The sequence below is a fragment of the Paraburkholderia sp. UCT2 genome (assembly GCF_014397665.1).
In the GTDB taxonomy this organism is placed as follows: domain Bacteria; phylum Pseudomonadota; class Gammaproteobacteria; order Burkholderiales; family Burkholderiaceae; genus Paraburkholderia; species Paraburkholderia tuberum.
Genome location: NZ_VZQO01000019.1, coordinates 1 through 25,384, shown reverse-complemented (window position 1 = coordinate 25,384; position 25,384 = coordinate 1). Strand labels below are relative to the sequence as shown.

General features: G+C 63.3%; 25 protein-coding genes. 4 read left to right on the top strand and 21 right to left on the bottom strand.

From position 1 onward, the window contains the following. Positions 1–2: 2 nt before the first annotated feature. The 10 genes from F6X39_RS17525 to asd form a co-directional block, all read right to left on the bottom strand. A complete protein-coding gene (locus F6X39_RS17525; RefSeq protein WP_187617533.1) occupies positions 3–947 on the bottom strand; it encodes an SPOR domain-containing protein in 945 nt (314 codons plus the stop codon). A gap of 29 nt (positions 948–976) precedes the next feature. After that, on the bottom strand, positions 977–2,287 hold the full coding sequence (folC, locus tag F6X39_RS17520) for a bifunctional tetrahydrofolate synthase/dihydrofolate synthase (RefSeq protein WP_090808313.1): 1,311 nt from the start codon (positions 2,285–2,287) through the stop codon (positions 977–979). 316 nt (positions 2,288–2,603) lie between these two features. Beyond that, positions 2,604–3,476, bottom strand: a complete 873-nt coding sequence (gene accD, locus F6X39_RS17515) for an acetyl-CoA carboxylase, carboxyltransferase subunit beta (protein WP_090808311.1) — start codon at positions 3,474–3,476, stop codon at positions 2,604–2,606. A gap of 79 nt (positions 3,477–3,555) precedes the next feature. Beyond that, positions 3,556–4,368 carry a tryptophan synthase subunit alpha gene (gene trpA / locus F6X39_RS17510; RefSeq protein ID WP_184036040.1) on the bottom strand — a complete coding sequence of 271 codons (813 nt, stop codon included), beginning with the start codon at positions 4,366–4,368 and terminating at the stop codon, positions 3,556–3,558. 80 nt (positions 4,369–4,448) lie between these two features. Continuing rightward, entirely contained in the window at positions 4,449–5,363 is a 915-nt protein-coding gene (locus tag F6X39_RS17505; RefSeq protein ID WP_187617532.1) for a DNA-methyltransferase, read from the bottom strand. A gap of 9 nt (positions 5,364–5,372) precedes the next feature. Further along, the gene (trpB, locus tag F6X39_RS17500; RefSeq protein ID WP_184036034.1) at positions 5,373–6,566 is read right to left on the bottom strand and encodes a tryptophan synthase subunit beta; all 1,194 of its coding nucleotides are present in this window, start codon (positions 6,564–6,566) and stop codon (positions 5,373–5,375) included. Between the two features lie 60 nt (positions 6,567–6,626). Further along, positions 6,627–7,337, bottom strand: coding sequence for a phosphoribosylanthranilate isomerase (locus F6X39_RS17495; protein ID WP_187617531.1), 711 nt, complete (start codon positions 7,335–7,337; stop codon positions 6,627–6,629). Then, the gene (gene truA / locus F6X39_RS17490) at positions 7,334–8,146 is read right to left on the bottom strand and encodes a tRNA pseudouridine(38-40) synthase TruA (RefSeq protein ID WP_187617530.1); all 813 of its coding nucleotides are present in this window, start codon (positions 8,144–8,146) and stop codon (positions 7,334–7,336) included. The genes F6X39_RS17495 and truA overlap by 4 nt, the downstream gene beginning before the upstream one ends. Beyond that, complete coding sequence (locus F6X39_RS17485; protein WP_187617529.1) at positions 8,143–10,866, bottom strand: FimV/HubP family polar landmark protein; 2,724 nt, start codon at positions 10,864–10,866, stop codon at positions 8,143–8,145. Before F6X39_RS17485 ends, truA begins: the two co-directional genes overlap by 4 nt. 139 nt (positions 10,867–11,005) lie before the next feature. Further along, on the bottom strand, positions 11,006–12,127 hold the full coding sequence (gene asd / locus F6X39_RS17480; RefSeq protein ID WP_187617528.1) for an aspartate-semialdehyde dehydrogenase: 1,122 nt from the start codon (positions 12,125–12,127) through the stop codon (positions 11,006–11,008). On the opposite strand from asd, the gene F6X39_RS17475 reads away from it, so the two are divergent. Further along, the gene (locus tag F6X39_RS17475) at positions 12,126–12,380 is read left to right on the top strand and encodes a hypothetical protein (protein ID WP_187617527.1); all 255 of its coding nucleotides are present in this window, start codon (positions 12,126–12,128) and stop codon (positions 12,378–12,380) included. The two genes, asd and F6X39_RS17475, sit on opposite strands and share 2 nt — an antisense overlap. A gap of 108 nt (positions 12,381–12,488) precedes the next feature. Here F6X39_RS17475 and leuB read toward each other — a convergent pair whose 3' ends face one another. The 11 genes from leuB to F6X39_RS17420 all read right to left on the bottom strand — a co-directional run bounded on the left by leuB (position 12,489) and on the right by F6X39_RS17420 (position 22,244). Then, a complete protein-coding gene (gene leuB, locus F6X39_RS17470; RefSeq protein ID WP_187617526.1) occupies positions 12,489–13,556 on the bottom strand; it encodes a 3-isopropylmalate dehydrogenase in 1,068 nt (355 codons plus the stop codon). Positions 13,557–13,646: 90 nt separating this feature from the next. Beyond that, complete coding sequence (gene leuD / locus F6X39_RS17465; protein ID WP_187617525.1) at positions 13,647–14,300, bottom strand: 3-isopropylmalate dehydratase small subunit; 654 nt, start codon at positions 14,298–14,300, stop codon at positions 13,647–13,649. 84 nt (positions 14,301–14,384) lie between these two features. Beyond that, positions 14,385–14,543 carry an entericidin A/B family lipoprotein gene (locus F6X39_RS17460; protein WP_187617524.1) on the bottom strand — a complete coding sequence of 53 codons (159 nt, stop codon included), beginning with the start codon at positions 14,541–14,543 and terminating at the stop codon, positions 14,385–14,387. 5 nt (positions 14,544–14,548) lie between these two features. Next, positions 14,549–15,958: a 3-isopropylmalate dehydratase large subunit gene (leuC, locus tag F6X39_RS17455; RefSeq protein WP_187617523.1), complete on the bottom strand. Its 1,410-nt coding sequence runs from the start codon at positions 15,956–15,958 to the stop codon at positions 14,549–14,551. Between the two features lie 297 nt (positions 15,959–16,255). Then, on the bottom strand, positions 16,256–17,557 hold the full coding sequence (gene gltA / locus F6X39_RS17450; RefSeq protein WP_184057557.1) for a citrate synthase: 1,302 nt from the start codon (positions 17,555–17,557) through the stop codon (positions 16,256–16,258). Positions 17,558–17,629: 72 nt separating this feature from the next. Beyond that, positions 17,630–17,902 (bottom strand): succinate dehydrogenase assembly factor 2, encoded by a 273-nt coding sequence (locus F6X39_RS17445; protein WP_018424116.1) that lies wholly within the window; start codon positions 17,900–17,902, stop codon positions 17,630–17,632. A gap of 84 nt (positions 17,903–17,986) precedes the next feature. Continuing rightward, on the bottom strand, positions 17,987–18,691 hold the full coding sequence (locus tag F6X39_RS17440) for a succinate dehydrogenase iron-sulfur subunit (RefSeq protein ID WP_090808286.1): 705 nt from the start codon (positions 18,689–18,691) through the stop codon (positions 17,987–17,989). A gap of 26 nt (positions 18,692–18,717) precedes the next feature. Continuing rightward, positions 18,718–20,493, bottom strand: a complete 1,776-nt coding sequence (gene sdhA / locus F6X39_RS17435) for a succinate dehydrogenase flavoprotein subunit (protein ID WP_187617522.1) — start codon at positions 20,491–20,493, stop codon at positions 18,718–18,720. A 4-nt stretch (positions 20,494–20,497) separates the two neighbouring features. Then, complete coding sequence (sdhD, locus tag F6X39_RS17430) at positions 20,498–20,866, bottom strand: succinate dehydrogenase, hydrophobic membrane anchor protein (protein ID WP_184038008.1); 369 nt, start codon at positions 20,864–20,866, stop codon at positions 20,498–20,500. A 3-nt stretch (positions 20,867–20,869) separates the two neighbouring features. Beyond that, positions 20,870–21,286, bottom strand: a complete 417-nt coding sequence (gene sdhC / locus F6X39_RS17425) for a succinate dehydrogenase, cytochrome b556 subunit (protein WP_090808277.1) — start codon at positions 21,284–21,286, stop codon at positions 20,870–20,872. A 157-nt stretch (positions 21,287–21,443) separates the two neighbouring features. Then, on the bottom strand, positions 21,444–22,244 hold the full coding sequence (locus F6X39_RS17420) for a GntR family transcriptional regulator (RefSeq protein ID WP_184038002.1): 801 nt from the start codon (positions 22,242–22,244) through the stop codon (positions 21,444–21,446). A 539-nt stretch (positions 22,245–22,783) separates the two neighbouring features. Between F6X39_RS17420 and F6X39_RS17415 the strand changes: the two genes are divergently transcribed. The 3 genes from F6X39_RS17415 to F6X39_RS17405 form a co-directional block, all read left to right on the top strand. Next, a complete protein-coding gene (locus tag F6X39_RS17415) occupies positions 22,784–23,767 on the top strand; it encodes a malate dehydrogenase (RefSeq protein WP_090808272.1) in 984 nt (327 codons plus the stop codon). 191 nt (positions 23,768–23,958) lie between these two features. Further along, on the top strand, positions 23,959–24,975 hold the full coding sequence (locus F6X39_RS17410) for an HpcH/HpaI aldolase/citrate lyase family protein (RefSeq protein ID WP_187617521.1): 1,017 nt from the start codon (positions 23,959–23,961) through the stop codon (positions 24,973–24,975). A 54-nt stretch (positions 24,976–25,029) separates the two neighbouring features. Further along, positions 25,030–25,384: citrate/2-methylcitrate synthase (locus tag F6X39_RS17405; RefSeq protein ID WP_316251698.1), on the top strand; the 355-nt coding region annotated here is incomplete at its 3' end.

Sequence of the window (25,384 nt, the reverse complement as noted above, 5' to 3'; positions counted from 1 at the left end):
GCTTACTGTGCGCTGCCGCCGTTCGAGCCCGACACGAGGCCCGCCTCGCGGACCTTCGCGACAGCGGCGGTGGCCGCGGCGCGGTCGGCGAACGGGCCTGCACGCAGCAATGTCAGCGTCGAGCCGTCGGCTTGCTTCCTATGTTCCGTATATGTGGGCACGCCTGCCGCTTTCAACTTCGCGGCCCAATTGCGCGCGTTCGTTTCGTTCGAGAAGGCGCCGAGCTGCACCGCGAAACGGTTGCCCGGCGGCGAGGCCGGCGTGCCGGAGTTCGCGTCGGCGCTGGCGGTGGCCGTGTTCGCTTCGTCGTCGGTCGACGCCGACGGTGTGGTGGCGGGTGCCTTCGTCTGTTTGGCGGGGACAGCAGGCGCGGTGTTGGCTGCGAGCGATTGCGTTTGCGGCTTCGCGGCGGGCTTCGGCGTCGCGGCGGTAACAGCGCCAGTTGCGGCGGAGAGGGTCGCGCCTTGTTTCGCTGCGGTCGATTGCGTCGATTTGGCGGCGGAGGCCGAGGCTGCCGCCGTGGTCGCCGCGCTCGTTGCCGGCGCGAGGCCGGACGCAGCCACGCCCGTGTCGGCGGCCGGCGGATTGTCCAGCGCGACGCCGGCCTGCACGTCTTCGTTGGCGGTGGATCTGGAGAGCTTCGGCGCGGGCCGGTTCGGAATGTCGATCGAGATGTCGTCGGTGACGGGCTTGGGGTGCGAGTCCAACACCATCGGCAGGATGATCACCGCCGCGACAACCAGTGCGATTGCGCCGACGAGCCGGCGGCGCGCGCGCTGCTTTTCCGGCAGCGTGGGGTCGAGCAGCATTGCATCTGCATCGACGGTGCGCTCGGTGCGGCGGGTGCGCCGCTCGACGCGTTCACCCCGGGTGGCCCGATTGGAACTGGTGTTTGCGCCGCGCCGGCTGGGCGCGTCGTCTTTCTTGCCGAACGAGAAAATTCCCATGAATCGCTTGGTTCGAGCCTGGTGCCCGCTCAGTGTTGCTGCGATTTCCGGTAGGCCATCACACCCGCTACCGTATAGAAACTGCCGAAAACGACGATTCTATCATTCTCTGACGCACGTTTTAGCGCGTCCTGGAAAGCCTGCGCCGGCGTCGCATAACGCATGACGCTGCTGTCGGCGCCGTCTTCCACGCCCAGCTCGCGCAACACGGTTTCCAGCTCTTGCGCGGACGCGGCGCGCGGGGTCGGCAGATCGGTCACGCACCAGTGATCGATCTCGCCTTTCAGATGACTTAGCACGCCGGCGATGTCCTTGTCGCGCATCGCGCCGAATACCGCGTACGTGTACGGGAAAAAGCCCATGTTGCCGAGGTTCTGCCCGAGCACCGCGGCGGCATGCGGATTGTGGCCGACGTCGAGCACGATGGACGGCTTGCCCGGCAGTACCTGGAAACGGCCCGGAAGATCCACGTTGGCGATGCCAAGCCGGATGTCCTGCGCGGACACCGGCAGACGGTCGCGCAAAGCTTCGAGCCCGGCCAGCGCCGCCGACGTGTTGATCAGCTGATTCGCGCCGCGCAGCGATGGATACGCGAGCGCCGAGCGCCGCAGCGTCGGGCCGACATAGCTCCACTGCTGTCGCTCGCTGCCGGCCTGGCCTTCGTAACGGAAATCGCGGCCGAACAACCACAATTGCGCCCCGATCTTTTCGGCGTGATCGATCAACGATTGCGGCGGCACCGGGTCCGCGCAAATCGCGGGCTTGCCGGGACGGAAGATACCGGCTTTTTCGAACGCGATTTTTTCGCGCGTGTCGCCGAGATAGTCGGTGTGGTCAATATCGATGCTCGTGATGATCGCGCAGTCGGTGTCGAGGATATTGACCGCGTCGAGACGGCCACCGAGGCCAACTTCGAAAATCACCGCGTCGAGGCCGCGCGACGCGAACAGGCTCATGATCGCTAGCGTCGTGAATTCGAAGTAGGTCAGCGTGACCGGTTTGGCGAGGCTCTGGCGCGCGGCCTCGACGGCTTCGAAGTGCGGCAGCAGATCTGCGTCGCTTGCCATTGCCCCGTTGATGCGCGCGCGCTCGTTGAACGACAGCAGATGCGGCGACGTGTGACAGCCGACCGTATAGCCCGCGCGCAGCAGGATCGCTTCGAGAATCGCGCAGGTCGAGCCTTTGCCGTTCGTGCCGCCGACCGTGATGATCGGGCACGCAAACGATAGCTGCATCGCATCACGCACCTGGGAGATTCGGCCCAAACCCATGTCGATGCCGACCGGATGCGCGGATTCAAGGTGCGTGAGCCACGCGTCGAGAGTGGGGAATGTCGTCATCGGGTGAATCTTGAGTGAGTCGCGGTAGTTCGATTCTGCAGTGCCGCGAAGGGTGCTGGTCAGGCGGTTGCGGTCGCGGGTCGCCGGTCATGGGCGTAGGCCGTTGCGCGGTTTATGCGCACAAACCCGCGCCTTGAGCCGCGCCAGCTTCGGCTTCGACCGCTGCCGCATCGCAGGCGACGGTAATTATCCTGGAAATGACAGCGCGCCGCTTGATTGCTCACGCGGCGCGCTATTTTTTTTTGATTGCTTCTCTGGCTCCGCCGCGTCTTCGACAGCGCGGCGAAAGAGCGGCAAATGCGGTGCCGCCCGGCTTTTACGCGACCGCGTCCGCCGGCTGATGGCTCAACAGCGCCAGCAATTGCGCGATCTCTTCGCGCAGCTTGCGACGATCGACGATCATGTCGATCGCGCCCTTTTGCAGCAAAAACTCGGCGCGTTGGAAGCCTTCCGGCAGTTTCTCGCGCACGGTCTGTTCGATCACGCGCGGACCAGCAAAGCCGATCAGCGCCTTCGGTTCGGCGATCACGACGTCGCCGAGGAATGCGAAACTCGCGGACACGCCGCCCATCGTCGGGTCGGTCAGCACCGAGATGAATGGCAGCCTGGCTTCCGCCAGCTTCGTGAGCATCGCGGTGGTCTTTGCCATCTGCATCAACGACAGCAGGCTTTCCTGCATCCGCGCGCCGCCCGAAGCGGTGAAGCAGATGAACGGCACTTTCTGTTCGAGCGCGTTCTGCGCGCCGCGCGCGAAACGCTCGCCGACCACCGAACCCATCGAGCCGCCCATAAACGAGAACTCGAAGTTCGCCACGACGACCGGCAGCGTGTGAATCGCGCCGCCCATCACGACCATTGCGTCGGTCTCGTCGGTTTCGTCCATCGCCTCTTTAATGCGCTCAGGGTACTTGCGGCTATCTTTGAACTTCAGCGCGTCGACCGGAACGATTTCCTGGCCGATTTCGTAGCGGCCTTCCGGATCGAGCAGGCTGTCGAGCCGCTCACGTGCGCCGATGCGCATGTGATGGTCGCACTTGGGGCAAACATGCAGATTGGCCTCGACGTCGTTGCGATACAGCACGGCTTCGCACGACGGGCACTTGATCCACAGGCCTTCCGGAATTCCCTTGCGGTTTTTCGGGTCGGTTTGTTTGATTTTCGGCGGCAGCAGCTTATCGAGCCAGCTCATAGGGAATCCCTCTGGGTCAGCAGTCGCGCGAACGGCGGGACGAGCCCGCCGCTCACGTTACCGCGACAAAAAATAACTGTTATCGGGCAGTCGCGACGCTATCGAGCGCCTCGCGCACCTCGGCAACGAAACGCGTGAGCGTCTCGGCAGCGGCGTCGGGCGCTGCCTGTTCGAGCAATTGAACGATACGGCTGCCGATCACGACGGCATCGGCCACCTCGCCCACCGCACGCGCCGTTTGCGCGTCGCGAATGCCGAAACCGACGCCCACCGGCAGGGGGACGCGCGACTTGATGGCCGGGATTTTACTCGCGATGCTGGAAACGTCCAGATTTGCGGCACCGGTGACCCCTTTCAGCGACACATAGTAGACGTAGCCGCTGGCGATGCGGCCGACTTCGGCGATACGTTCGTCGGTTGAAGTCGGTGCGAGCAAAAAGATCGGATCGATCCCGGCAGATTGCATCTGTTCCGCGAAGTTTGCGCACTCTTCAGGCGGATAGTCGACCACCAGCACGCCATCGACACCGGCTTCCTTCGCGGCTTTCGCGAAGGCCTCGGCGCCCATTCGCTCGATCGGATTCGCATAGCCCATCAGCACGACCGGGGTTTTGTCGTCGGCTTCGCGGAAGCGTTTGACGTCGGCCAGCACATGGCGTAGCGACACGCCCTTCGCGAGCGCGCGTTCAGACGACTGCTGAATGACAGGACCGTCTGCCATTGGGTCGGAAAACGGCACGCCTAGTTCGATCACATCGGCGCCGCCGGCGGCGAGGGCGTGCATGAACTCGACCGTGCGAGCCGGGTCCGGGTCGCCAGCGGTCATGAACGGGATCAAGCCTTTCTTACCTTGGGCGGACAGCGCGGCAAACGTGTTCTTGATACGGGACATGGAAGTACTCTCGAATTAGGGCTATTGCGCGCCCATTGCCGCGCGCTTTTCAGCGAACTTAGCGGCGCATCTCGCGCTTTTCACTGCACTTCGGTCGACGGCTGCACTTTTGGCCTGGCTCGGGTCCGACGGGGCGCAGCAGGCGTAGCGGCGGCGCTGACGCGCTCGCGCGCTATCGCACAATAGCTCTCGTTGATCTCATAGCCGACGAATTCGCGCTGATGACGGACGCAAGCGACTGCGGTGGTGCCGCTGCCCATGAATGGGTCGAGCACGCGGCCGCCCTTCGGGCAGCTGGACAGTACCATCCGCTCGACGATTTCCAGAGGTTTCTGGGTTGGATGCGCAACGCGCTCGGCATGCTGCCGATGCAGACGCGATACCGACCAGACATCCTTCGGATTATAGCCAAGCTCCAACCACTTGCTTCCTTCGAACAACTTTCGCGAACGCGCCTTCTTCGTGACTGCATCGTACGGGATGCGGACGGGATCGAGATCGAAGAAGTAGTCCTTCGACACCGCGAAAAAACCGATGTTGTCATGCACTGACGTGAAGCGGCGCGTGGTGCCGCCCATACTCGGCACGCGCCGGTCCCAGATGATTTCGTTGACCATCGTGAGTTTCGTCTTCAGGAAACTGAAGATTTCCGGCGCGTATTGCCAGGTGCAGAAAATATAGAGCGACCCTGTTGGCTTGAGCTTCGGTACAGCGAGCTCGAGCCAGCCGCGCGTCCAGACGAGAAATTCCTCGCCCGTGCGCATGTCCGAGTCGTTGCCATAGTCCTTCCCCAACCCATAAGGCGGATCACAGACGATCAGGTCGATCGACTCATCGGGAATGTTCGCTACATCGGTTAGAAAATCGCGGTTTAACAGCTGAATGCCGGCCGGCACCTGCGCCAGCAGCGGTGCAGATGCCGCGACCGCCGGGACTTCGGCGGCCAGATTCGTGGATTCAATCGCCGGCTGCGGCTCGTCGAACTCGTCGCGCATCGTCGCGGCTCAGAACTGGATACCCGATCGCTCAGCGACCGTGTGCATGTCCTTGTCGCCGCGGCCCGACAGGTTGACCAGCAGAATCTTGTCTTTCGACAAGGTCGGCGCGAGTTTCGTAGCGTAAGCGAGCGCGTGGCTCGACTCCAGCGCAGGAATAATGCCCTCGATGCGGCAGCAATCGTGGAATGCCTTCAGGGCTTCTTCGTCGGTGATGCCTACGTATTGGGCGCGATTGCTCTCTTTTAGCCACGCGTGCTCGGGGCCGACGCCCGGGTAGTCGAGGCCTGCCGACACCGAATGCGTCTCGATGATCTGGCCGTCTTCGTCCTGCAGCAGATACGTGCGGTTACCGTGCAACACGCCGGGACTACCGCCGATCAGCGATGCCGCGTGACGACCCGTTTCGAGGCCGTCGCCGGCCGCTTCGACGCCGATCAACTGCACGGAACTATCGTCGATATACGGGTAAAAGATCCCCATCGCATTCGAACCGCCGCCAACACACGCGATGACGGCGTCCGGCTGACGGCCAGCGAGTTCTGGCATCTGCACGCGGCATTCGTCGCCGATCACACGCTGGAAGTCGCGCACCATCATCGGGTACGGATGCGGACCCGCAACCGTGCCGATGATGTAGAACGTGTTTTCGACGTTGGTGACCCAGTCGCGCATCGCTTCGTTCAGCGCGTCCTTCAGCGTGCGCGACCCCGATTCGACCGGCACGACCGTCGCACCGAGCAGTTTCATGCGATAAACGTTCGCGGCCTGGCGGCGCACGTCCTCGGCGCCCATGTAGACCACGCACTCCATACCGAAGCGCGCACAGATCGTCGCCGTGGCCACGCCGTGCTGACCGGCGCCGGTTTCCGCGATCACGCGCGGCTTGCCCATGCGCTTGGCGAGCAGCGCCTGGCCGATCACGTTGTTGATCTTGTGCGCCCCCGTGTGATTCAGGTCTTCACGCTTCAGATAAACCTGCGCGCCGCCGAGCAATTCGCTCCAGCGCTGGGCGTGATAAATCGGGGACGGGCGACCCACGAAGTACTTCAATTCGCGCTCGTACTCGGCGACGAACTCCGGGTCTTTCTGATATTTCTCGTACGCTTCACGCAACTCGTTGAGTGCGGAAAACAGCGTTTCGGCGACGAAAACACCACCAAATTGGCCGAAGTGGCCTCTTTCGTCAGGCAAGTTGTACATGGTGATCACTCTTCTCAGGATGGCTCGCGGCTTTCATCGGAAAGCGCCCGCGAGCCTGAATCATTCAGCGTCCGCAGCGCGCACCGCGCGTACGAACGCCGCCATCCGGGCGTGATCCTTCACGCCCCGGGCGCCCGCTACTTCGATGCCGCTCGAGACATCGACCGCGTACGGGCGCACGCGATGGATCGCATCACTGACGTTTTGCGCGTTCAACCCACCACTCAAAACGGCCCGATGCGCGAGTTCTGCTGGAATAAGTGACCAATCGAAAACCTTCCCACCGCCGCCGTAGCCTTCGACATGGGTGTCGAACAGAAGACCACTGGCTGCTGAATAGTTGAATGCCGATTCTACCAAATCGGCCGCTCGAGTATCCGCCGCAACACGCAACGCGCGCAACCAAGGCAAACCCGCAACGCCGGCGAGCGCCTCGCACCGCTCAGGCGTCTCGTCGCCGTGGAACTGCAACAGCGTCAGGTTCACGTTGCTCGCGACTTCGTGAACCCATTCCGGCGCAGCGTTGACGAACAGACCGACGACCGACACGAAAGGCGGCACCTCGTGCACGAGTTCGACCGCTTGCGCGACGCTCACCGAGCGCGGGCTCGGCGGATAGAACACGAGGCCGATCGCGTCGGCGCCGAGGTCGATCGCGTGTGCAATGTCGACGGGTTTCGATAGTCCGCACAGCTTGATGCGCGTGCGATGTGGCACGCCTTGCAAGGCGGTGGCGTCGGTCTGAATGGCGGGGTTCTCTGCTGCTTTCATGTTTCCGGTTGTTCGGTCCATACGCTGCTCCACGGCACGCTGCCCGTCGCCGGGTCGGGCACGCCGAATTGCTCAGGATAGCCCACTTGCGCGAGGTACAAGCCGTCGGGCATGAAGGTCGGCGCCGCGCAATCGCGGCTACGGCTCGCGAGCACGTCGGCCATCCACGCGGCCGGGCGGCGGCCGCTGCCGATTTCGATCAGACAGCCCATCACGTTGCGCACCATGTGATGCAGGAACGCGTTCGCGCGGAAGCGGAAATGCACGAAGTTACCCTGTCGTTTGACGTCGATCTGGTACAGGTGCTTGAACGGCGTCTTCGACTGGCATTGCGACGAACGAAACGCCGAAAAGTCATGCTCGCCGATCAGGTGCTCGGCGCCCGAGCGCATCGCGTCGACGTCGAGTGGCGTGTGCACCCAGCCGGCGCGCGTCGTGAGCATCGGCGAGCGAACCGGACTTACGTACAGCACGTAGTAATAGGTCCGCTCGAATGCCGAAAACCGCGCGTGAAAATCGTCGGGCATCGGCTTGGCCCATTGCACGCCGATCGTCTTCGGCAGAAACGCGTTCGGGCCGCGCACCCAGGAGATGTCGAGGCGATCGAGGTCGGTGTCGAAATGCACGACCTGACCCAAGCCATGCACACCGCGGTCGGTGCGGCCGGCGACCACCGTCTGCACGGGCGTGCGCATGAATTCGCGCAGCGCCCGCTCGAGCTCGTCCTGTACCGTGTTGCCATGCGGCTGCGACTGCCATCCAGTGAACGCGGCGCCGTCGTATTGCACGCCTAATGCGATGCGCTTCACGACAGCGGTGCGAGAGTCGAAAGCAACGCGCGGGCTTTGGTGCGCGTGGCCGGATCGTTTGCTTCGATCACTTCGTTGATGAGCGCGCGGGCGCCCGCCAGATCGCCGAGCTCGATGTACTCGGAGGCCAACTCCAGCTTGTTGCGCGCGATGCGGCCGAGATCGGCCGGGGTGAAGGCCGGCAATGGCTGAGCCGGGCTCGGCGGCAACTCGAGGTCGAAGTCGAGCCTCAGCGCGCCGAAGCCGGCCGCGCCGAGGCCCGCGACGGCGCCGTGGCCGGCTGTGCCGGCGGCGATCTGGTCGGCGATGTGCGGGGCGTCGTCGTCCGCGCCATGGACGCCGAAGGCCTGCTGCGCGGTCGTGTCGGGCGATGCGACCGGTTGCGTCGAAAGCGACGTGGAAGGCTCCGCTTCGCCGACGGTGGGCACTTCGATGCGCGGCGGCAGCGGCATGTTGAGGCTGCCGAACGCGTCGACGGCGTCGCGCGGGAACTCGGTCGGTGCGGACGGCGCGGGTTCCGTCGGCACGGGGATGTCGCCGAACGGCTGACCGAACGACGTAGTGGCGCGCGGTTCGATCTGATGTTGCGTGAAATCGATCACTGGGGGTGGAACGTTCAAGGGGGACTGCGGTTCGGCCGTTGCGGTGTGCGACGCTGTCGAGGGCGGTTCCGCGGCGCTTGGGCTCGGGGTTGTCGTCGTGCCTGTCGTTTCCTCTGCGGTCGGACTTTCTGAGGGTCCCTCGTCCCATTGCAGGCGATGCGCGTTCTCGTCCTGCGCCGCGGCGCCAACCGGTTCGAGCGGTCCCAGCGGCAGCGCGTCGGCGCCGAGTTCTGCCGCGGCGGCGAGATTGGCGGCCGTCGCGGCGGAGCGCAGCGTCTCGTCATGGGCGGGTGCGACCGCCGGTGGTTCGCTGGACAGTTCGCTTTGGCTGGGTAGCGGGATGCTGGCGAGTGGCGCCATTGGTGCAGTAGGTTCGGGCGTGCCTGCTTGCTGTGCCGCCTGTTCTTCTGCGGCGCGCTCGGATGCGCTGCGTTCTGCTGCTATGCGTTCCGCTTCCGCATGTTCGGCGGCGACGCGTGCTGCTGCTTGTTCGGCTGCTGCTTGTTCGGCTGCTGCTTGTTCCGCTGCTGCTTGTTCCGCTGCTGCGCGTTCCGCCGCGGCGTGTTCTCCGGCCGCTGCTCGCTCTGCTGCGGCTCGCTCCGCTGCCGTCTGTTCGGCTGCTGCACTTTCCGCTGCGGCTTGCTCGACTGCTGCACGTTCGGCTGCCGCGCTTTCTGCTGCGGCTTGCTCGGCTGCTGCACGTTCCGCAGCCGCACGTTCCGCTGCGGCGCGCTTGGCCGCCGACTCCTCGGCCACCGCGCGCTCCGCTGCTACCCGCTCCGCAGCCGCGCTTTCGGCCGCTGCCTGTTCGACTGCCGCACGTTCCGCAGCCGCATGCTCTGCTGCTGCGGCCTGCCGTGCAACCTCTTGATCTTGCGCGTCCGATCCTTCCGTGACCGCCGCCTGCCCCGCCGCCGCGCTGCCATTGCGCGAATCGGCCTCACGCGCGGATCTCGCCATTTCTGCATCAGTTGCCTGGGCGACACGTGCCGCGGCCTCTTTATCGCGCTTGCGGCGACCCATGCGCAGAGCAGCGAGCAGAACGATCAGTGCCGCGCCCACGGCCGCCGCGATGCTCAAATCGCGCTGAGAGATGCCGCCCTCATTCGACGGCGACGTCGTCACATTCGCATGCTCCGGCGCCACGGCCACGGTCGCCGCGGAACCTGCCGGTGCCGGCTGCGCAGCGCTCGTCGGCGTTGGGCCTGAAGCGACGGGCGCCCCGCCGATACCGTGCTTCTGCAACTCCATCAGCACGCGGTTTTTCAGCGCCAGCAATTGCTGCAGACTCGACACCTGCGGATGCGGCTGCGAAGCCGCCTGCGCGGCCGCGGCCGCTGCCGACGGCGCTTGTCCGGCGGGCGCGCTCGCCGCCGGTTGAATCGATCCGGCCCATTCCCGCGTGCCACTCGTCGCCACCGGCGCCGAACCGGCCACTGGCGCGGACGAAACCGCACCGCCCGCCGCCGCGCCGGTCGATACCGCCGCGCTGGCCGCGCCGGAAACCGTGGATGCGGCTGGCGTCGTCGCTTGAGCCGCCGCGCTGGCCGCACTCGCGGCGGCGGCGTTGACCTGCGCGACTGCACTCGCCGTGCTGGCGGCAGCCGCCGCGGCCGGCGCGGCAGTCGGCGCGGAAGCGGGCGCAGCCGCCGTGGACTCCGACGCCCCTGCCGCGGCCCCAGTCGACGAAACCGCCAAGGCCCCCGACGCATCGAGCGCCGGCACGATCAACACCGCTCCTACACGCATCCGGCTCGGATCGTGATTCATGAACGCGGCCGGATTCGTGTCGAACAATGCGTGCGTAGCGCGCGCGAGTACCGCCCGGTCATGCGACTGCGTAATAGCGATCGCGACATCGTTCAGCGACTGCCCTGCGTGTACGGTGTACTGAGAGCCCGCAGCGACAGCAACGACAGCGGTAGTGGAACTGACAGCGGAAGCGGCATCCGGCGCGCTCGTGGCACTAGCCGGCGCGGCAAGCGCATTGCCCGCGCCACCGCCGAGCAGCGCAAGGGCGAAAGTGGCACAAGCGGCCATCGCCGCCGGACGGCTGCTGAATCGCACCTTCTCGTGACGAATGGACATAGCCCGAAGAGCGGAGCGTCGAAAGTTCATCGGGACTCCTGGGCGCGTCAGCGCGCAGCCTTTTTTGCGAGTGGAAAGAGACAAGATGATCGGAGCACACAATGAAAAAAGCGCCGCGCAAGCGCGACGCTTCTTGAGTTGTCTACGCGTCGTGAGCGCGTAGTTTACTTTACTTGTCGAGCACAATGCGAAGCATACGACGCAGCGGTTCAGCCGCGCCCCACAGCAGCTGATCGCCGACCGTGAAGGCCGACAGATACTCGCCGCCCATCGCGAGCTTGCGCACGCGGCCGATCGGCACCGTCAGCGTACCGGTGACAACCGCCGGGGACAGATCGCGCATCGACGCTTCGCGTTCGTTCGGCACAACCTTGACCCAGTCGTTGCCCGACGCGAGGATGCTGTTCACTTCGTCGAGCGGCACGTCCTTGTTCAGCTTGATCGTGAGCGCTTGCGAATGGCAGCGCATTGCGCCGATCCGCACGCACAGACCATCGACGGGAATCGAACCCGGCGTGCCCATGGCCGGCTTGCCGAGGATCTTGTTGGTTTCCGCGCCGCCCTTCCACTCTTCCTTCGACATGCCGTTGCCGAGATCCTTGTCGATCCACGGAATCAGCGAGCCCGCGAGCGGTACGCCGAAGTGGTCGGTCGGCATGCTGTCGCTGTTCATCGCTTCGAGCACGCGGCGGTCGATGTCGAGAATCGCCGAAGCCGGGTCTGCCAGTTCGTTCTTCACCGCGCCGTGCAGCGTGCCCATTTGCGACAGCAATTCGCGCATGTTCTGCGCGCCCGCGCCGGATGCGGCCTGATAAGTCATGGCCGTCATCCAGTCGACGAGGTTTTCGCGGAACAGGCCGCCCAATGCCATCAGCATCAGGCTGACCGTGCAGTTACCGCCGATGAAATTCTTCTGGCCTTTGACGAGCGCGTTCTTGATCACGTCGAGGTTGACCGGATCGAGAATGATGACCGCGTCGTCCTTCATGCGCAGCGACGATGCCGCGTCGATCCAGTAGCCGTTCCAGCCCGCCGCGCGCAGCTTCGGGAACACTTCGTTCGTGTAGTCACCGCCCTGGCAGGAAATGATCGCGTCGCACTTCTTCAGGTCGTCGATGCTTGTCGCATCTTTGAGCTTGGTCTCGTTTTTGGCGAACGAAGGCGCCTTGCCGCCCGCGTTGCTGGTGCTGAAAAACACCGGTTCGATCAAGTCGAAATCGCCTTCCTGCTGCATACGTTGCATCAGGACGCTGCCGACCATGCCGCGCCAACCTACGAGACCTACGTTCATGACTTCATACCCTTCGAATGGAAACTTCCCCGCGTCTTTGCCGCGCAGTGACCGCGCGGGGAAGATGGGCGGGCACGACGGACGATCAGCGCTTCGTGATCGTTTTCGGGGTAATGGTTTTGATGGTAATGGCGAACTCGATCGCACGGGCCGTTGTGCCGTGCATTTTGGAAATCGAGGAGATTTGGGAGATCTGAGCCATCGCAACAATATACACGAAAACGGAAAACTGGCGGCGTTCTTCGCCGTATGACGCGCAAATCGGCCTATTTAAAGGCCCGATTCGCGTTCTTAAAAGGCCAGTATTGTTGACCTGACCACCGCATGCCCTCGCTCTGCGAGCGCATGCGGTGCACGCGTTTTACAGCGCGGCCACGACGGCATCGCCCATCGCGGCGGTCCCGACCTGCTTGCAACCCAGCGTGAGAATGTCGCCGGTGCGATAGCCCTGTTCGAGCACCTTCTTCACCGCGGTTTCGATGCGATCGGCCTGCTCCGCCTTGTTCAGCGAATAGCGCAGCATCATCGCGGCCGACAGGATCGTGGCGAGCGGATTGGCAACACCCTTACCGGCGATATCCGGCGCGGAGCCGTGCGACGGCTCGTACAAGCCCTTGTTGTTCTTGTCGAGCGATGCCGACGGCAGCATGCCGATCGAGCCGGTCAGCATGGCCGCCTCGTCGGACAGGATGTCGCCGAACATGTTGCCGGTCACGATCACGTCGAACGACTTCGGTGCCTTCACGAGCTGCATCGCGGCGTTGTCGACGTACATGTGCGACAGTTCGACGTCCGCGTATTCCTTCGACACGTCGATCATCACGTCCTTCCAGAACTGCGACGTTTCGAGCACGTTGGCTTTATCGACCGAGGTGAGCTTCTTGCTGCGCTTTTGCGCCGCCTGGAATGCGACGTGCGCGATGCGGCGCACTTCGGGTTCCGAATAGCGCATCGTGTCGAAGCCTTCCTTCGCGCCGGCGAACAAGCCGTCCGGCGACGTACGCACGCCGCGCGGCGCGCCGAAGTAGATGTCGCCGTTCAGTTCGCGCACGATCAGGATGTCGAGACCCGAAACGATCTCTTCCTTCAGCGACGATGCGCCCGTCAGTTGCGGGTAGCAGATCGCCGGACGGAAGTTCGCGAAAAGTTCCAGGTGCTTGCGCAGACCGAGAATCGCCTGCTCAGGGCGCAGCGCGCGTTCGAGCTTGTCGTACTTCCAGTCGCCGACCGCGCCGAACAGGATCGCGTCGGCTTCCTTCGCGAGCGCGAGCGTCGAGTCCGGCAGCGGGTGGCCCTTCGCTTCGTAGCCCGCGCCGCCGACCGGCGCTTCTTCGAGTTCGAACTTCTCGCCGAGCACGTTCAGGACCTTGACGGCCTCCTTGACGATTTCGGGACCGATGCCGTCGCCCGGCAACACTGCGATCTTCATGCGAATTCCTTGATGATTTTGTTCGGATTTCCTGGCGCAAACCGACGTTGGCGCGCGGACTTCACGCCCCTGACGCCCTCACGGTTTCGCTTAGCGGACGAGGCGATTGTTCAGCCACGGTTGCTTCGCGAGACGCTCCGCTTCGAATTGGCGGATCTTGTCCGCGTGACGCAGCGTGAGGCCGATGTCGTCGAAACCGTTCAGCAGACAATACTTGCGGAACGCCGCGACTTCGAACGGATATTCGGTGCCGCCGTCGGCCGTGCGCACGACTTGCGCTTCGAGGTCGATCGTCAGCTCGAAGCCGTTGAACGCATACGTCTCGTTGAACAGATGATCGACCTGCTGTTCGGTCAGCACGATCGGCAGCACGCCGTTCTTGAAGCAGTTGTTGTAGAAGATGTCCGCGAAGCTCGGCGCGATCAGCACGCGAAAGCCGTATTGCTGCAACGCCCAGGGCGCGTGTTCGCGCGAGCTGCCGCAGCCAAAATTCTTGCGCGCGAGCAGCACCGAGGCGCCCTGGTAGCGCGGCTGGTTCAGCACGAAATCCGGGTTCAGCGGACGCTTCGAGTTGTCTTGACCCGGTTCGCCGTGGTCGAGGTAGCGCCATTCGTCGAACGCATTCGGACCGAAACCCGTGCGCTTGATCGACTTCAGGAACTGCTTCGGAATGATCGCGTCCGTGTCGACGTTCTCGCGATCGAGCGGCGCCACGACGCCGGTGTGTACGATGAATTTATCCATGACGCTTGCGCCTGTTCAGGACCGGGCGATGCGACTGGCGGCTGGAACCCCCGCGCCGTATCGCCGGCAAAAATCAAAAACCGCTTATTTCTCAGCGTGATTGCTGATCGAATTGCCGAGGTGCGACATGTCCTGGCCGAATCCGTGCACCGTGTTGCAGCCGGTAAGACCGAGCAGGAGCCCGGCGAACGTGCCGAGTGTGAAGCGGCGCAATAGAGTGATGCGATTCATGTTCTTCATCATGCGATTTATCCGAGCTTGCGAATGTCGACGAAATGCCCCGCAATGGCCGCAGCCGCGGCCATTGCGGGGCTCACCAGGTGCGTGCGGCCACCAGCGCCCTGACGACCTTCGAAATTGCGGTTCGACGTGGACGCGCAACGCTCGCCCGGCTCGAGCCGGTCGGCGTTCATTGCCAGACACATCGAGCAGCCCGGCTCGCGCCATTCGAAACCGGCCTCGGTAAAGACCTTGTCGAGGCCTTCACGCTCCGCCTGCGCCTTCACGAGACCCGAACCCGGCACGACCATCGCCAGACGGATGTTCGGCGCGACGCGACGGCCGAGCTTCTTCACGACGTAAGCCGCGGCGCGAATGTCTTCGATGCGCGCGTTGGTGCACGACCCGATGAAGATTTTATCCGGCTTGATCGACTCGATCGGCGCGTTCGGCTCGAGCGCCATGTACTTGAGCGCGCGCTCCATCGCGTCGCGCTTGACCGGGTCCTTTTCGCGCTCCGGATCCGGCACGCGGCCGTCGATCGGCGTGACCATTTCCGGCGACGTGCCCCAGGTGACCTGCGGCACGATTTCGGCGGCGTTCAACTCGACCACGCGATCGAAATGCGCTCCGTCGTCCGACTTGAACTGCTTCCAGTACTCGACCGCGTGATCCCACTCGACGCCCTGCGGCGAGAACGGACGGCCTTTCAGGTATTCGACCGTGGTGTCGTCGACGGCGACCATGCCGGCGCGCGCGCCCGCTTCGATCGCCATGTTGCAGACCGTCATGCGGCCTTCCATTGTCAGCGAACGGATCGTCGAGCCGCCGAATTCGATCGCGTAGCCGGTGCCGCCCGCGGTGCCGATCTTGCCGATGATCGCGAGCACGATGTCCTTCGCGGTACAGCCGCGCGGCAATTGACCCTCGACCTTCACGAGCATGTTCTTGCTCTTCTTCTGCAGCAGCGTTTGCGTGGCCAGCACGTGCTCGACTTCCGACGTACCGATGCCGTGCGCAAGCGCGCCGAACGCGCCGTGCGTGGACGTGTGCGAGTCGCCGCAGACGATCGTCATACCCGGCAGCGTGGCGCCCTGTTCAGGCCCGATGATGTGAACGATGCCCTGACGCAGGTCGTTCATCTTGAACTGTGTGATGCCGAAGGCGTCGCAGTTGGCGTCGAGCGTGTCGACCTGCAGCTTCGACACCGGATCGGCGATGCCGTGGCTGCGGTCCGTGGTCGGCACGTTGTGGTCGGACACGGCCAAGTTCGCGCTGATGCGCCACACCGGACGCTCGGCCATCTTCAGGCCTTCGAACGCCTGCGGGCTGGTCACTTCATGCAGCAGGTGACGGTCGATGTAGAGAATCGTGGTGCCGTCGTCTTCCGTGTGGACCACGTGCGTGTTCCACAATTTGTCGTAGAGGGTCTGTGCCATGGTATGCGGGGTAGTAATGACTGCGGGCTGACTGTGTCGATTGATTATGCCACGCTGCGCACCGCGATGGGCTGCTCAGCCGACGAAAAAACCGATAAAAAACATGGAGTTGGCTGGTAGTGGCAATACCTGTATCGTCGTTACCCGGCAAGCGTTGGCCCCAGCGACGCGTAGCTGCCGCCGAAACGGAAAACGCCCCGACGGTAGACCCGTCGAGGCGTTTTATTCACTCGGATTTCGCGCTTTTGCACGGCACGAATGCCGCTGCGAAGCGCGCGTATCGAGGTCGATCAGCGATCAGCGCTGTGCGATCGGCTTCGCTTCACGCAGCGTCTCGCCGATGAACAGCTGACGCGGACGGCCAATCTTCTGCTCGGGATCGGCGATCATTTCGTTCCACTGCGCGATCCAGCCGACCGTACGCGCCATCGCGAAGATACACGTGAACATCGACGTCGGAATGCCCAGCGCGCGCTGCACGATACCCGAGTAGAAGTCGACGTTCGGGTACAGCTTGCGCGACACGAAGTATTCGTCTTCGAGCGCGATCTTTTCGAGTTCCATCGCGAGCTTGAACAGCGGATCGTCGTGCAGGCCCAGCTCTTCGAGCACTTCGTAGCAGGTCTCGCGCATCAGCTTCGCGCGCGGGTCGTAGTTCTTGTACACGCGGTGGCCGAAGCCCATCAGCTTCACGCCCGAGTTCTTGTCCTTCACCTGCTTGATGAACTCAGGAATGTTGTCGACCGAGCCGATTTCTTCCAGCATGGTCAGCGCGGCTTCGTTCGCGCCGCCGTGCGCCGGGCCCCACAGACACGCGATACCCGCCGCGATACACGCGAACGGATTCGCGCCCGACGAACCGGCGAGACGCACGGTCGACGTCGACGCGTTCTGCTCGTGGTCAGCGTGCAGGATCAGGATACGGTCGAGCGCGCGCACCAGCACGTCGTTGACCTCGTACTCTTCGCACGGGTTCGAGAACATCATGCGCATGAAGTTCGCGCTGTACGACAGGTCGTTCTTCGGATACACGAACGGCTGGCCAATGCTGTACTTGTACGCCATCGCGACCAGCGTGGGCAGCTTCGCGATCATACGGATCGCCGACACTTCGCGGTGACGCGGGTTATTGATGTCGAGCGAGTCGTGATAGAACGCGGACAGCGCGCCGACCGCGGCGACCAGAATTGCCATCGGGTGCGCGTCGCGGCGGAAGCCGCGGAAGAAGAACTGCATCTGCTCGTGCACCATCGTGTGCTTCGTGACGGTGCCGACGAATTCGACCTTCTGCTTCTGGTTCGGCAGCTCGCCGTTCAGCAGCAGGTAGCAGGTTTCGAGGAAGTCGGCGTTTTGCGCGAGGTTGTCGATCGGGTAGCCGCGGTAGAGCAGTTCGCCCTTGTCGCCGTCGATGTAGGTAATCGCCGAATTGCACGCCGCCGTCGACATGAAGCCCGGGTCGTACGTGAATTTGCCGGTCTGGCCGTACAGTTTGCGAATGTCGATCACATCCGGGCCAATCGTGCCCTTGTAAATCGGCATTTCGACGCTCGGCGAATTGTCGCTGAACGATAGCGTGGCTTTAACATCTGACGGGGTCATAGCACATCCTCAATCGAAGTATGGATACAGGGTTTCGATAATTGCACGCCTGGAACAACGGACTGGCGGCGCTCAAGCGTTGCGCAGCAACTCCAGAACCCGGACCACGTCCGGGTCGGCCAGATCGCCTTCTGGTTCCTTGCGCGCGAGCAGCAAGTCCATCAGGTCGTTATCGCTCAGCTCGAGCAGGCGCGTGAGTGCGCCCACGTCGGCATCGCTGAGGTCATGCTCATATCGGCTGAAAAAACGCTCGAAAATCAGGTCGTTTTCCAGCAGGCCCCGCCGTGCGCGCCAGCGAAGACGCGCGCGGCGGAGAGGGTCGGACTGATGCGATGTTTCGGTCATGTCGGTACACCCCGCGCCGCGCCCGGGCGCACTGACCGCCCTCTCGGGGGCAGTGCGCGCCAGGGAGCGCGGAGCTCATTGATACTAGACAGCGCGGCGAACCATCAATTCCTTGATCTTGCCGATTGCCTTGGTCGGGTTAAGGCCCTTCGGGCAAACGTCGACACAGTTCATGATCGTGTGGCAACGGAACAGACGGTACGGATCTTCCAGGTTGTCGAGGCGCTCGCCGGTTGCCTCGTCGCGGCTATCCGCGATGAAGCGGTAGGCTTGCAGCAGACCAGCCGGGCCGACGAACTTGTCCGGATTCCACCAGAAGCTCGGGCACGACGTCGAGCAGCTCGCGCACAGAATACATTCGTACAGGCCGTCGAGCTCGTCGCGTTCTTCCGGCGACTGCAGACGTTCCTTTTCCGGCGGCGGCGTATCGTTGATCAGGTACGGCTTGATCGAGTGATACTGGTTGAAGAACTGCGTGAAGTCGCAGATCAGGTCGCGCACGACGGGCAGGCCCGGCAGCGGACGCAGCACGATCTTCTGCGGCAGGTCGTTCAGGTTCGTCAGGCACGCGAGGCCGTTCTTGCCGTTGATGTTCATTGCGTCCGAACCGCACACGCCTTCGCGGCACGAGCGACGGAACGACAGGGTTTCGTCGAGCGCCTTCAGCTTGATGAGCGCGTCGAGCAGCATGCGTTCGTGCGAGTCGATTTCGATCTCGTACGTCTGCATGCGCGGAGCGGCGTCCTTGTCCGGATCGTAGCGGTAAATTTCAAATGTACGCTTGGCCATTTCTCTGAGTTCCTTTGACTTGTGCCTTAGAAGGTACGCGCTTTCGGCGGAACCGATTCGACGGTCAGCGGCTTCATGTGAACCGGCTTGTAGTCGAGGCGATCGCCTTCGCTGAACCACAACGAATGGCGCAGCCAGTTTTCGTCGTCGCGATGTTCGAAGTCGTTCTGCGCGTGCGCGCCACGGCTTTCCTTGCGCGCTTCGGCGGAGACCATCGTGGCGCGCGCCACTTCGATCAGGTTCGCCACTTCGAGCGCTTCGATGCGAGCCGTGTTGAACACCTTCGACTTGTCCTTCAGATGGATGTTGTCGACGCGTGCCGCCACTTCACGGATGGCCTCGACGCCTTCGGACAGCAGAGCCGAGGTACGGAACACACCAGCGTGCTTCTGCATCGTGCCGCGGATGTCGTTCGCGACCGACTGTGCGTACTCGCCCGACGACGAGTTGTCCAGCTTCGCCAGACGCGACAGCGCGAAGTCGGCTGCATCGGCCGGCAGCGGCTTGTGTTCCTTCAGTTCCTTCACGTGCTTGACGATGTGGTTGCCGGCAGCGCGGCCGAACACCACGAGGTCGAGCAGCGAGTTCGTGCCGAGACGGTTCGCGCCGTGCACCGACACGCACGAGCATTCGCCCACTGCGTAGAAACCGTTGACGACTTCTTCGGGGCCGCGCGGCGTCCCGACGACCTGGCCGTTGATGTTCGTCGGAATACCGCCCATCTGGTAGTGGATGGTCGGCACGACCGGGATCGGCTCCTTGATGCAGTCGACGTTCGCGAACTTCAGCGCGATTTCGCGGATCGACGGCAGACGCTTCATGATCGTCTCGGCGCCGATGTGCGACAGGTCGAGCAGCACGTGATCCTTGTTCGGACCCACGCCGCGGCCTTCCTTGATTTCCTGGTCCATCGAACGCGAAACGAAGTCGCGCGGCGCCAGATCCTTCAGCGTCGGCGCGTAGCGTTCCATGAAACGCTCGCCGTTCGAGTTACGCAGAATACCGCCTTCGCCGCGCACGCCTTCGGTGATCAGCACGCCCGCGCCGGCCACGCCGGTCGGGTGGAATTGCCAGAATTCCATGTCCTGCAGCGCGATGCCCGAACGCGCGGCCATGCCGAGGCCATCACCGGTGTTGATGAACGCGTTGGTCGATGCCGCGAAGATCCGGCCCGCGCCGCCCGTGGCGAACAGCGTGGTCTTGCCTTCGAGGATGTAGACGTCGCCGGTTTCCATTTCCAGCGCGGTCACGCCGAGCACGTCGCCGTCGGCGTCGCGGATCAGGTCCAGCGCCATCCATTCGACGAAGAATTGCGTCTTGGCAGCAACGTTCTGCTGGTACAGCGTGTGCAGCAGCGCGTGACCGGTACGGTCAGCCGCCGCGCAGGCGCGTTGCACCGGCTTTTCGCCGTAATTCGCGGTGTGGCCGCCGAACGGGCGCTGATAGATCGTGCCGTCCGCGTTACGGTCGAACGGCATGCCCATGTGTTCCAGTTCGTAGACGGCGTTCGGTGCTTCACGGCACATGAACTCGATCGCGTCCTGGTCGCCGAGCCAGTCGGAGCCCTTGATCGTGTCGTAGAAGTGGTAGTGCCAATTGTCTTCGCTCATGTTGCCGAGCGAAGCGCCGATGCCGCCTTGGGCCGCGACCGTGTGCGAACGCGTCGGGAACACCTTGGACAGCACGCAGACCGACAGACCGGCACGCGCGAGTTGCAGCGACGCGCGCATCCCCGAGCCGCCCGCGCCGACGATGACCACGTCAAACTTGCGACGCGGCAGAGAATTCTTGATTGCAACCATGCTTTTATACTCTCCAGAGAATCTGCGCAGCGTAGCCCGCGCATGCGAGCAGCCAGAGGATCGTCAGCACCTGGAGGACGAGACGCGTGCCAACGGGCTTCACGTAATCCATCCAGATGTCACGGATACCAACCCACGCGTGGTAGAACAGCGAGAGAAGCGTGACGAACGTGGCGAGCTTCATCCACTGCGTCGCGAAGATCGACGCCCAGCCGTCGTACGAAAAGTCGCGCGCGAGGAAGAACCACGCGAGCAGAATCACCGTATACACCGCCATCACGCAGGCGGTAACGCGTTGCGCGAGCCAGTCGCGCAGACCGTAATGCGCGCCGACGACGAGACGCTTCGAACCGATTCGGTTATTGGCTGACATTTTTTAGAATGCTCCGAACAGTTTTGCCGCGAATGCGATGGTAAGCAGCGACGACACGACGATCACCACGATGGAGGTCGATTTGCCCTTCTCTTTCGACACGGCATCATGATTCGTATCCATCACGAGGTGACGGATGCCGGCGCAGAAGTGGAACAGGAAGGCCCACGCGAGAACCAGCGTGATCAGCTTGACGATGATGTTGGAGAGGAAGCCTTTGAATACTTCGAAGCTCAGTTCGGAAGTCAGGCTCTGATCGAAGAGGAACAGCAGGAACGGAAGGAAGAGAAACAACAAGGCACCGCTCACGCGATGCAGAATCGACACGCGCCCCGCCAGCGGGAGACGGTATGCCGTCAGTATTTGCCCAATACCGATGTTCCGGAATTCCGGCCTCGGTTTTTTTACGGCTTCTGCCATGCTAGACCCCTACTATGTAGTCACACTAATCCGCAATTTTAGCGCCTTTTTATATCGCGCTGCAGCGAAAACCACGCTGGGTCCTTTGCGGCGCGCGCATTAAAAGCACCTTCCGATTGGCACGCGTGTGGGACGCCGCGCCTCGTTTCAGCCCGATTCAGCTCAGATCGTTCTGATAGTAATACCCGGTTGTGACATACCAACCTCGCCGGACTTCGACCGGCCGGTCCCCATAGGTATAGGACACGCGCTCGACCGACAGCAACGGAAAACCCGCCGGCACATGCAGCAGGTCCGCCACGGAAGGCTCCGCCGCGACCGCGCGGATTTTTTCCGTCGCGCGAATCATGCGGGTACCGAATTCCGTCTCGAACATCGCGTAGAGGGGACCCTTGTACTCCGACAGCCGCTCGAGCGTGAGCCCGCGGAACACGACGCCGGGCAGCCAGATTTCGTCGAGCACGGTGACTTCGCCGTCGAACTGCAGCAAACGCTTGATCAGCACGACCGGATCGGCCGGCTTCAGATCGAGCTGCCGCGCGATTTCCGCCGATGCGCGCAGCCGCCGGCATTCGAGCAGACGGCTCACGTGCGGATGCTCGGCGCCGTCGTCGGCGAGCAATCTCAGGAAACGGAACTGCGCGCGCTCTTCGTTGTGCGTTGCAACGAATGTGCCCTTGCCCTGGCGGCGCACCAGCAGGTTGTCGGCGGCGAGTTCGTCGATCGCCTTGCGCACCGTACCCTGACTCACCTTGAAACGCGCGGCCAGTTCGACCTCACTAGGAATGATCTCGCCCGGCTTCCATTCGCCGCTTTCGAGGCTCTGCGTAATCAAGCCCTTGATCTGCTGATATAAGGGGCTGAAGGTAGGCGACGCGGCAGCGGAAACAGCGGATACGCCTTCGCCGGCGGCCCCTTGGCCATTCGGGTTCACAGGATTCGCCGGGTTCGAATTCATGCGCGCATTTCATCATAAAGGGCTGGGACACGTCTAGGGTTTTCCCCGCGATAGATGTGTCTTATATAAGACATAAGATACTGTTGACTTTGTCTGTTTCGACTCCTACACTCCTTGTCGAGCAAGGGTTTGCGGGATTTTGCGGCGGCTGTTTGATGCAGCGCCGCGACGCTCCGGCAGCCACTCTGCACCATGCCGTCCCCTACGCAGTCCAGGTTTCGATTCGCCGCCATCCGTTGCATTCGCGCGCTGTCTCCGTGTTGCACCCGCTGGCCCGACGCTTGCCGAAACGCGCTGTTTGCAGGAGCCCGCACCGTGCAGTTGCGGCCCCGGCCCGGCGTAAGCCCTGGGCCATCCCGTCCCGCTGCGCAGTACAGCTTTCCGGCACGGCGGTCTTGCCGTAACGCGCCGCCCGGTCTCGCCAATTCCGAGCCCGCACGCGAACAGTGAATTCCGCCGTGTTTCATCACGCTTCGCTGAACGCGCATATAGAATGGCGTTTTCCCTAGCGTCTAACGCATCGTCCTGGAGATTTCTCAATGGCTAAGCCCGCAAAGCGCGTTGCCGTCACCGGCGCCGCAGGTCAAATCGCTTACTCCCTGCTATTCCGCATCGCCAATGGCGACCTGCTCGGCAAGGACCAGCCGGTGATCCTGCAACTGCTCGATCTGCCGCAAGCGCAAGCCGCCGTCAAAGGCGTCGTGATGGAACTGGATGATTGCGCATTCCCGCTGCTGTCGGGCGTCGTGATCACGGACGACCCGAAGGTCGCGTTCAAGGACGCCGACATTGCACTGCTGGTCGGCGCGCGTCCGCGTTCGAAGGGTATGGAGCGCAAGGATCTGCTGTCGGCCAACGCCGAAATCTTCACGGTTCAGGGCAAGGCGCTGAACGACGTCGCCAGCCGCGACGTGAAGGTTCTGGTGGTCGGCAACCCGGCCAACACGAACGCATACATCGCCATGAAGTCGGCGCCGGATCTGCCGAAGAAGAACTTCACCGCGATGCTCCGTCTGGACCACAACCGCGCGCTGTCGCAACTGGCCGCCAAGTCGGGCAAGCCGGTCGCGTCGATCGAAAAGCTCGCAGTGTGGGGCAACCACTCGCCGACGATGTACCCCGACTTCCGCGTTGCAACGGCTGAAGGTCAGGACCTGACCAAGCTGATCAACGACGAAGAATGGAACCGCAACACGTTCATCCCGACCGTCGGCAAGCGCGGCGCGGCGATCATCGAAGCGCGCGGCCTGTCGTCGGCGGCATCGGCGGCTAACGCTGCGATCGACCACGTGCGTGACTGGGTGCTCGGCACGAACGGCAAGTGGGTCACGATGGGCATCCCGTCGGACGGCTCGTACGGCATCCCTGAAGACATCATCTACGGCGTGCCCGTGACCTGCGAAAACGGCGAGTACAAGCGCGTCGAAGGTCTGGCAATCGACGCGTTCTCGCGCGAAAAGATGGACGGCACGCTGCAGGAACTGCTGGAAGAGCGCGACGGCGTTCAGCACCTGCTCGGCTAAGCATCTGATGCCGATGAACCGGAACTCCGAAGCGTCAGCGCGGCGGGTTCCGGTTTTTTTCGTGTGAATGGCCGTGCGATCATCGCCATTCGCCTCTGATTCGAACGTGCTTTGCCGTTGCCCGACGGCACTCGCGCAGAGCACGCCCGAATCCGACATCCTTAATTTTCACCACGCCCTACACGCCGAAGATGCGCGTTCTCACACCCGCCGAAGTGCTGTTTGAGGGCGAAGCGCCGCCCGCTGTGCTGCCTGCCTGCGATCACTACGCGGGCAGCGAAAAGCTGATGCTGAAGTCGCTCGCGTTACAGCAGCAACTCGGCCCGGTGTTCGATATCACGCTCGATTGCGAAGACGGCGCGCAGGTCGGCCGCGAGGCCGAGCACGCGGAACTGGTCGCATCGCTACTGGGCAGCGAGCATGACCGCTTCGGCCGCGTCGGCGTGCGCATCCACGACTTCGCTCACGCGCACTGGCGCGACGACGTACGCCTCATTCTGCGCGCCGCAAAGCGAGCACCCGCTTACATCACGCTGCCGAAAATTCGCAATGTTCACGATGCCGCCGAAATGATCGCGTTCATCGAGGCGACGCGGCGCGAGCTCCGCCTCGCGCAGCTGGTGCCGGTGCAGTTGCTGGTCGAAACCCACGGCGCGCTTACGCGTGTGTTCGAACTCGCCGCGCTGCCGGGCGTCGAGGCGCTGAGCTTCGGCCTGATGGACTTCGTCTCCGCGCACGACGGCGCGATCCCCGATACCGCGATGCGCTCGCCGGGCCAATTCGATCATCCGCTCGTGCGGCGCGCGAAGCTCGAGATTTCGGCGGCCTGCCATGCGTTCGGCAAGGTGCCGTCGCACAACGTCAGCACCGAAGTGCGCGACATGAGCGTGGTCGCGAACGACGCACAGCGCGCCCGCAACGAGTTCGGCTACACGCGCATGTGGAGCATCCACCCCGCGCAGATCGAGGCGATCGTCGCCGCGTTCGCGCCGCGCGACGAAGAAATCGCGACGGCCACCGAAATCCTGCTGGCCGCGCAGTCCGCGCATTGGGGCCCGACGCGTCACGGCGATACGCTGCACGACCGTGCGAGCTACCGCTATTACTGGTCGGTGCTGCGCCGCGCGCAAACCACCGGCCGCGCTGTTCCACAAGAAGCGGCGCCGCTTTTTGCGCAAGTGGGCGCCAACGGACAGTCGGTGGCATAAGCGACGCGTTTTTCAAACGGCAGCGATGAGCCGGCACACAGGAGAAGGCGGAACATGAGCGAGACGACGCAAGCCGCTGGCGCAACAGGCGGCAACGAAACGCAAAGCGGCTTCAAACCAAAGAAATCCGTCGCGCTGTCGGGCGTGACCGCGGGTAATACCGCGCTGTGCACGGTCGGCAAGACCGGCAACGATCTGCACTATCGCGGCTATGACATTCTCGACATCGCCGAGGCGTGCGAATTCGAGGAGATCGCTTATCTGCTGGTCCACGGCAAGCTACCGACCCAGGCCGAACTGACCGCGTACAAGACGAAGCTGAAGTCGATGCGCGGCCTGCCCGCCAACGTGAAGGCCGCGCTCGAATGGATTCCGGCCGCCGCGCATCCGATGGACGTGATGCGCACCG

Excerpts from the sequence above, each read along its gene's own strand:
- F6X39_RS17525 (WP_187617533.1), bottom strand. The coding sequence starts at position 947 with ATGGGAATTTTCTCGTTCGGCAAGAAAGACGACGCGCCCAGCCGGCGC.
- folC (WP_090808313.1), bottom strand. The coding sequence starts at position 2,287 with ATGACGACATTCCCCACTCTCGACGCGTGGCTCACGCACCTTGAATCC.
- accD (WP_090808311.1), bottom strand. The coding sequence starts at position 3,476 with ATGAGCTGGCTCGATAAGCTGCTGCCGCCGAAAATCAAACAAACCGAC.
- trpA (WP_184036040.1), bottom strand. The coding sequence starts at position 4,368 with ATGTCCCGTATCAAGAACACGTTTGCCGCGCTGTCCGCCCAAGGTAAG.
- F6X39_RS17505 (WP_187617532.1), bottom strand. The coding sequence starts at position 5,363 with ATGCGCGACGAGTTCGACGAGCCGCAGCCGGCGATTGAATCCACGAAT.
- trpB (WP_184036034.1), bottom strand. The coding sequence starts at position 6,566 with ATGTACAACTTGCCTGACGAAAGAGGCCACTTCGGCCAATTTGGTGGT.
- F6X39_RS17495 (WP_187617531.1), bottom strand. The coding sequence starts at position 7,337 with ATGAAAGCAGCAGAGAACCCCGCCATTCAGACCGACGCCACCGCCTTG.
- F6X39_RS17485 (WP_187617529.1), bottom strand. The coding sequence starts at position 10,866 with ATGAACTTTCGACGCTCCGCTCTTCGGGCTATGTCCATTCGTCACGAG.
- F6X39_RS17475 (WP_187617527.1), top strand. The coding sequence starts at position 12,126 with ATGACTTCATACCCTTCGAATGGAAACTTCCCCGCGTCTTTGCCGCGC.
- asd (WP_187617528.1), bottom strand. The coding sequence starts at position 12,127 with ATGAACGTAGGTCTCGTAGGTTGGCGCGGCATGGTCGGCAGCGTCCTG.
- leuB (WP_187617526.1), bottom strand. The coding sequence starts at position 13,556 with ATGAAGATCGCAGTGTTGCCGGGCGACGGCATCGGTCCCGAAATCGTC.
- leuD (WP_187617525.1), bottom strand. The coding sequence starts at position 14,300 with ATGGATAAATTCATCGTACACACCGGCGTCGTGGCGCCGCTCGATCGC.
- F6X39_RS17460 (WP_187617524.1), bottom strand. The coding sequence starts at position 14,543 with ATGATGAAGAACATGAATCGCATCACTCTATTGCGCCGCTTCACACTC.
- leuC (WP_187617523.1), bottom strand. The coding sequence starts at position 15,958 with ATGGCACAGACCCTCTACGACAAATTGTGGAACACGCACGTGGTCCAC.
- gltA (WP_184057557.1), bottom strand. The coding sequence starts at position 17,557 with ATGACCCCGTCAGATGTTAAAGCCACGCTATCGTTCAGCGACAATTCG.
- F6X39_RS17445 (WP_018424116.1), bottom strand. The coding sequence starts at position 17,902 with ATGACCGAAACATCGCATCAGTCCGACCCTCTCCGCCGCGCGCGTCTT.
- F6X39_RS17440 (WP_090808286.1), bottom strand. The coding sequence starts at position 18,691 with ATGGCCAAGCGTACATTTGAAATTTACCGCTACGATCCGGACAAGGAC.
- sdhA (WP_187617522.1), bottom strand. The coding sequence starts at position 20,493 with ATGGTTGCAATCAAGAATTCTCTGCCGCGTCGCAAGTTTGACGTGGTC.
- sdhD (WP_184038008.1), bottom strand. The coding sequence starts at position 20,866 with ATGTCAGCCAATAACCGAATCGGTTCGAAGCGTCTCGTCGTCGGCGCG.
- sdhC (WP_090808277.1), bottom strand. The coding sequence starts at position 21,286 with ATGGCAGAAGCCGTAAAAAAACCGAGGCCGGAATTCCGGAACATCGGT.
- F6X39_RS17420 (WP_184038002.1), bottom strand. The coding sequence starts at position 22,244 with ATGAATTCGAACCCGGCGAATCCTGTGAACCCGAATGGCCAAGGGGCC.
- F6X39_RS17415 (WP_090808272.1), top strand. The coding sequence starts at position 22,784 with ATGGCTAAGCCCGCAAAGCGCGTTGCCGTCACCGGCGCCGCAGGTCAA.
- F6X39_RS17410 (WP_187617521.1), top strand. The coding sequence starts at position 23,959 with ATGCGCGTTCTCACACCCGCCGAAGTGCTGTTTGAGGGCGAAGCGCCG.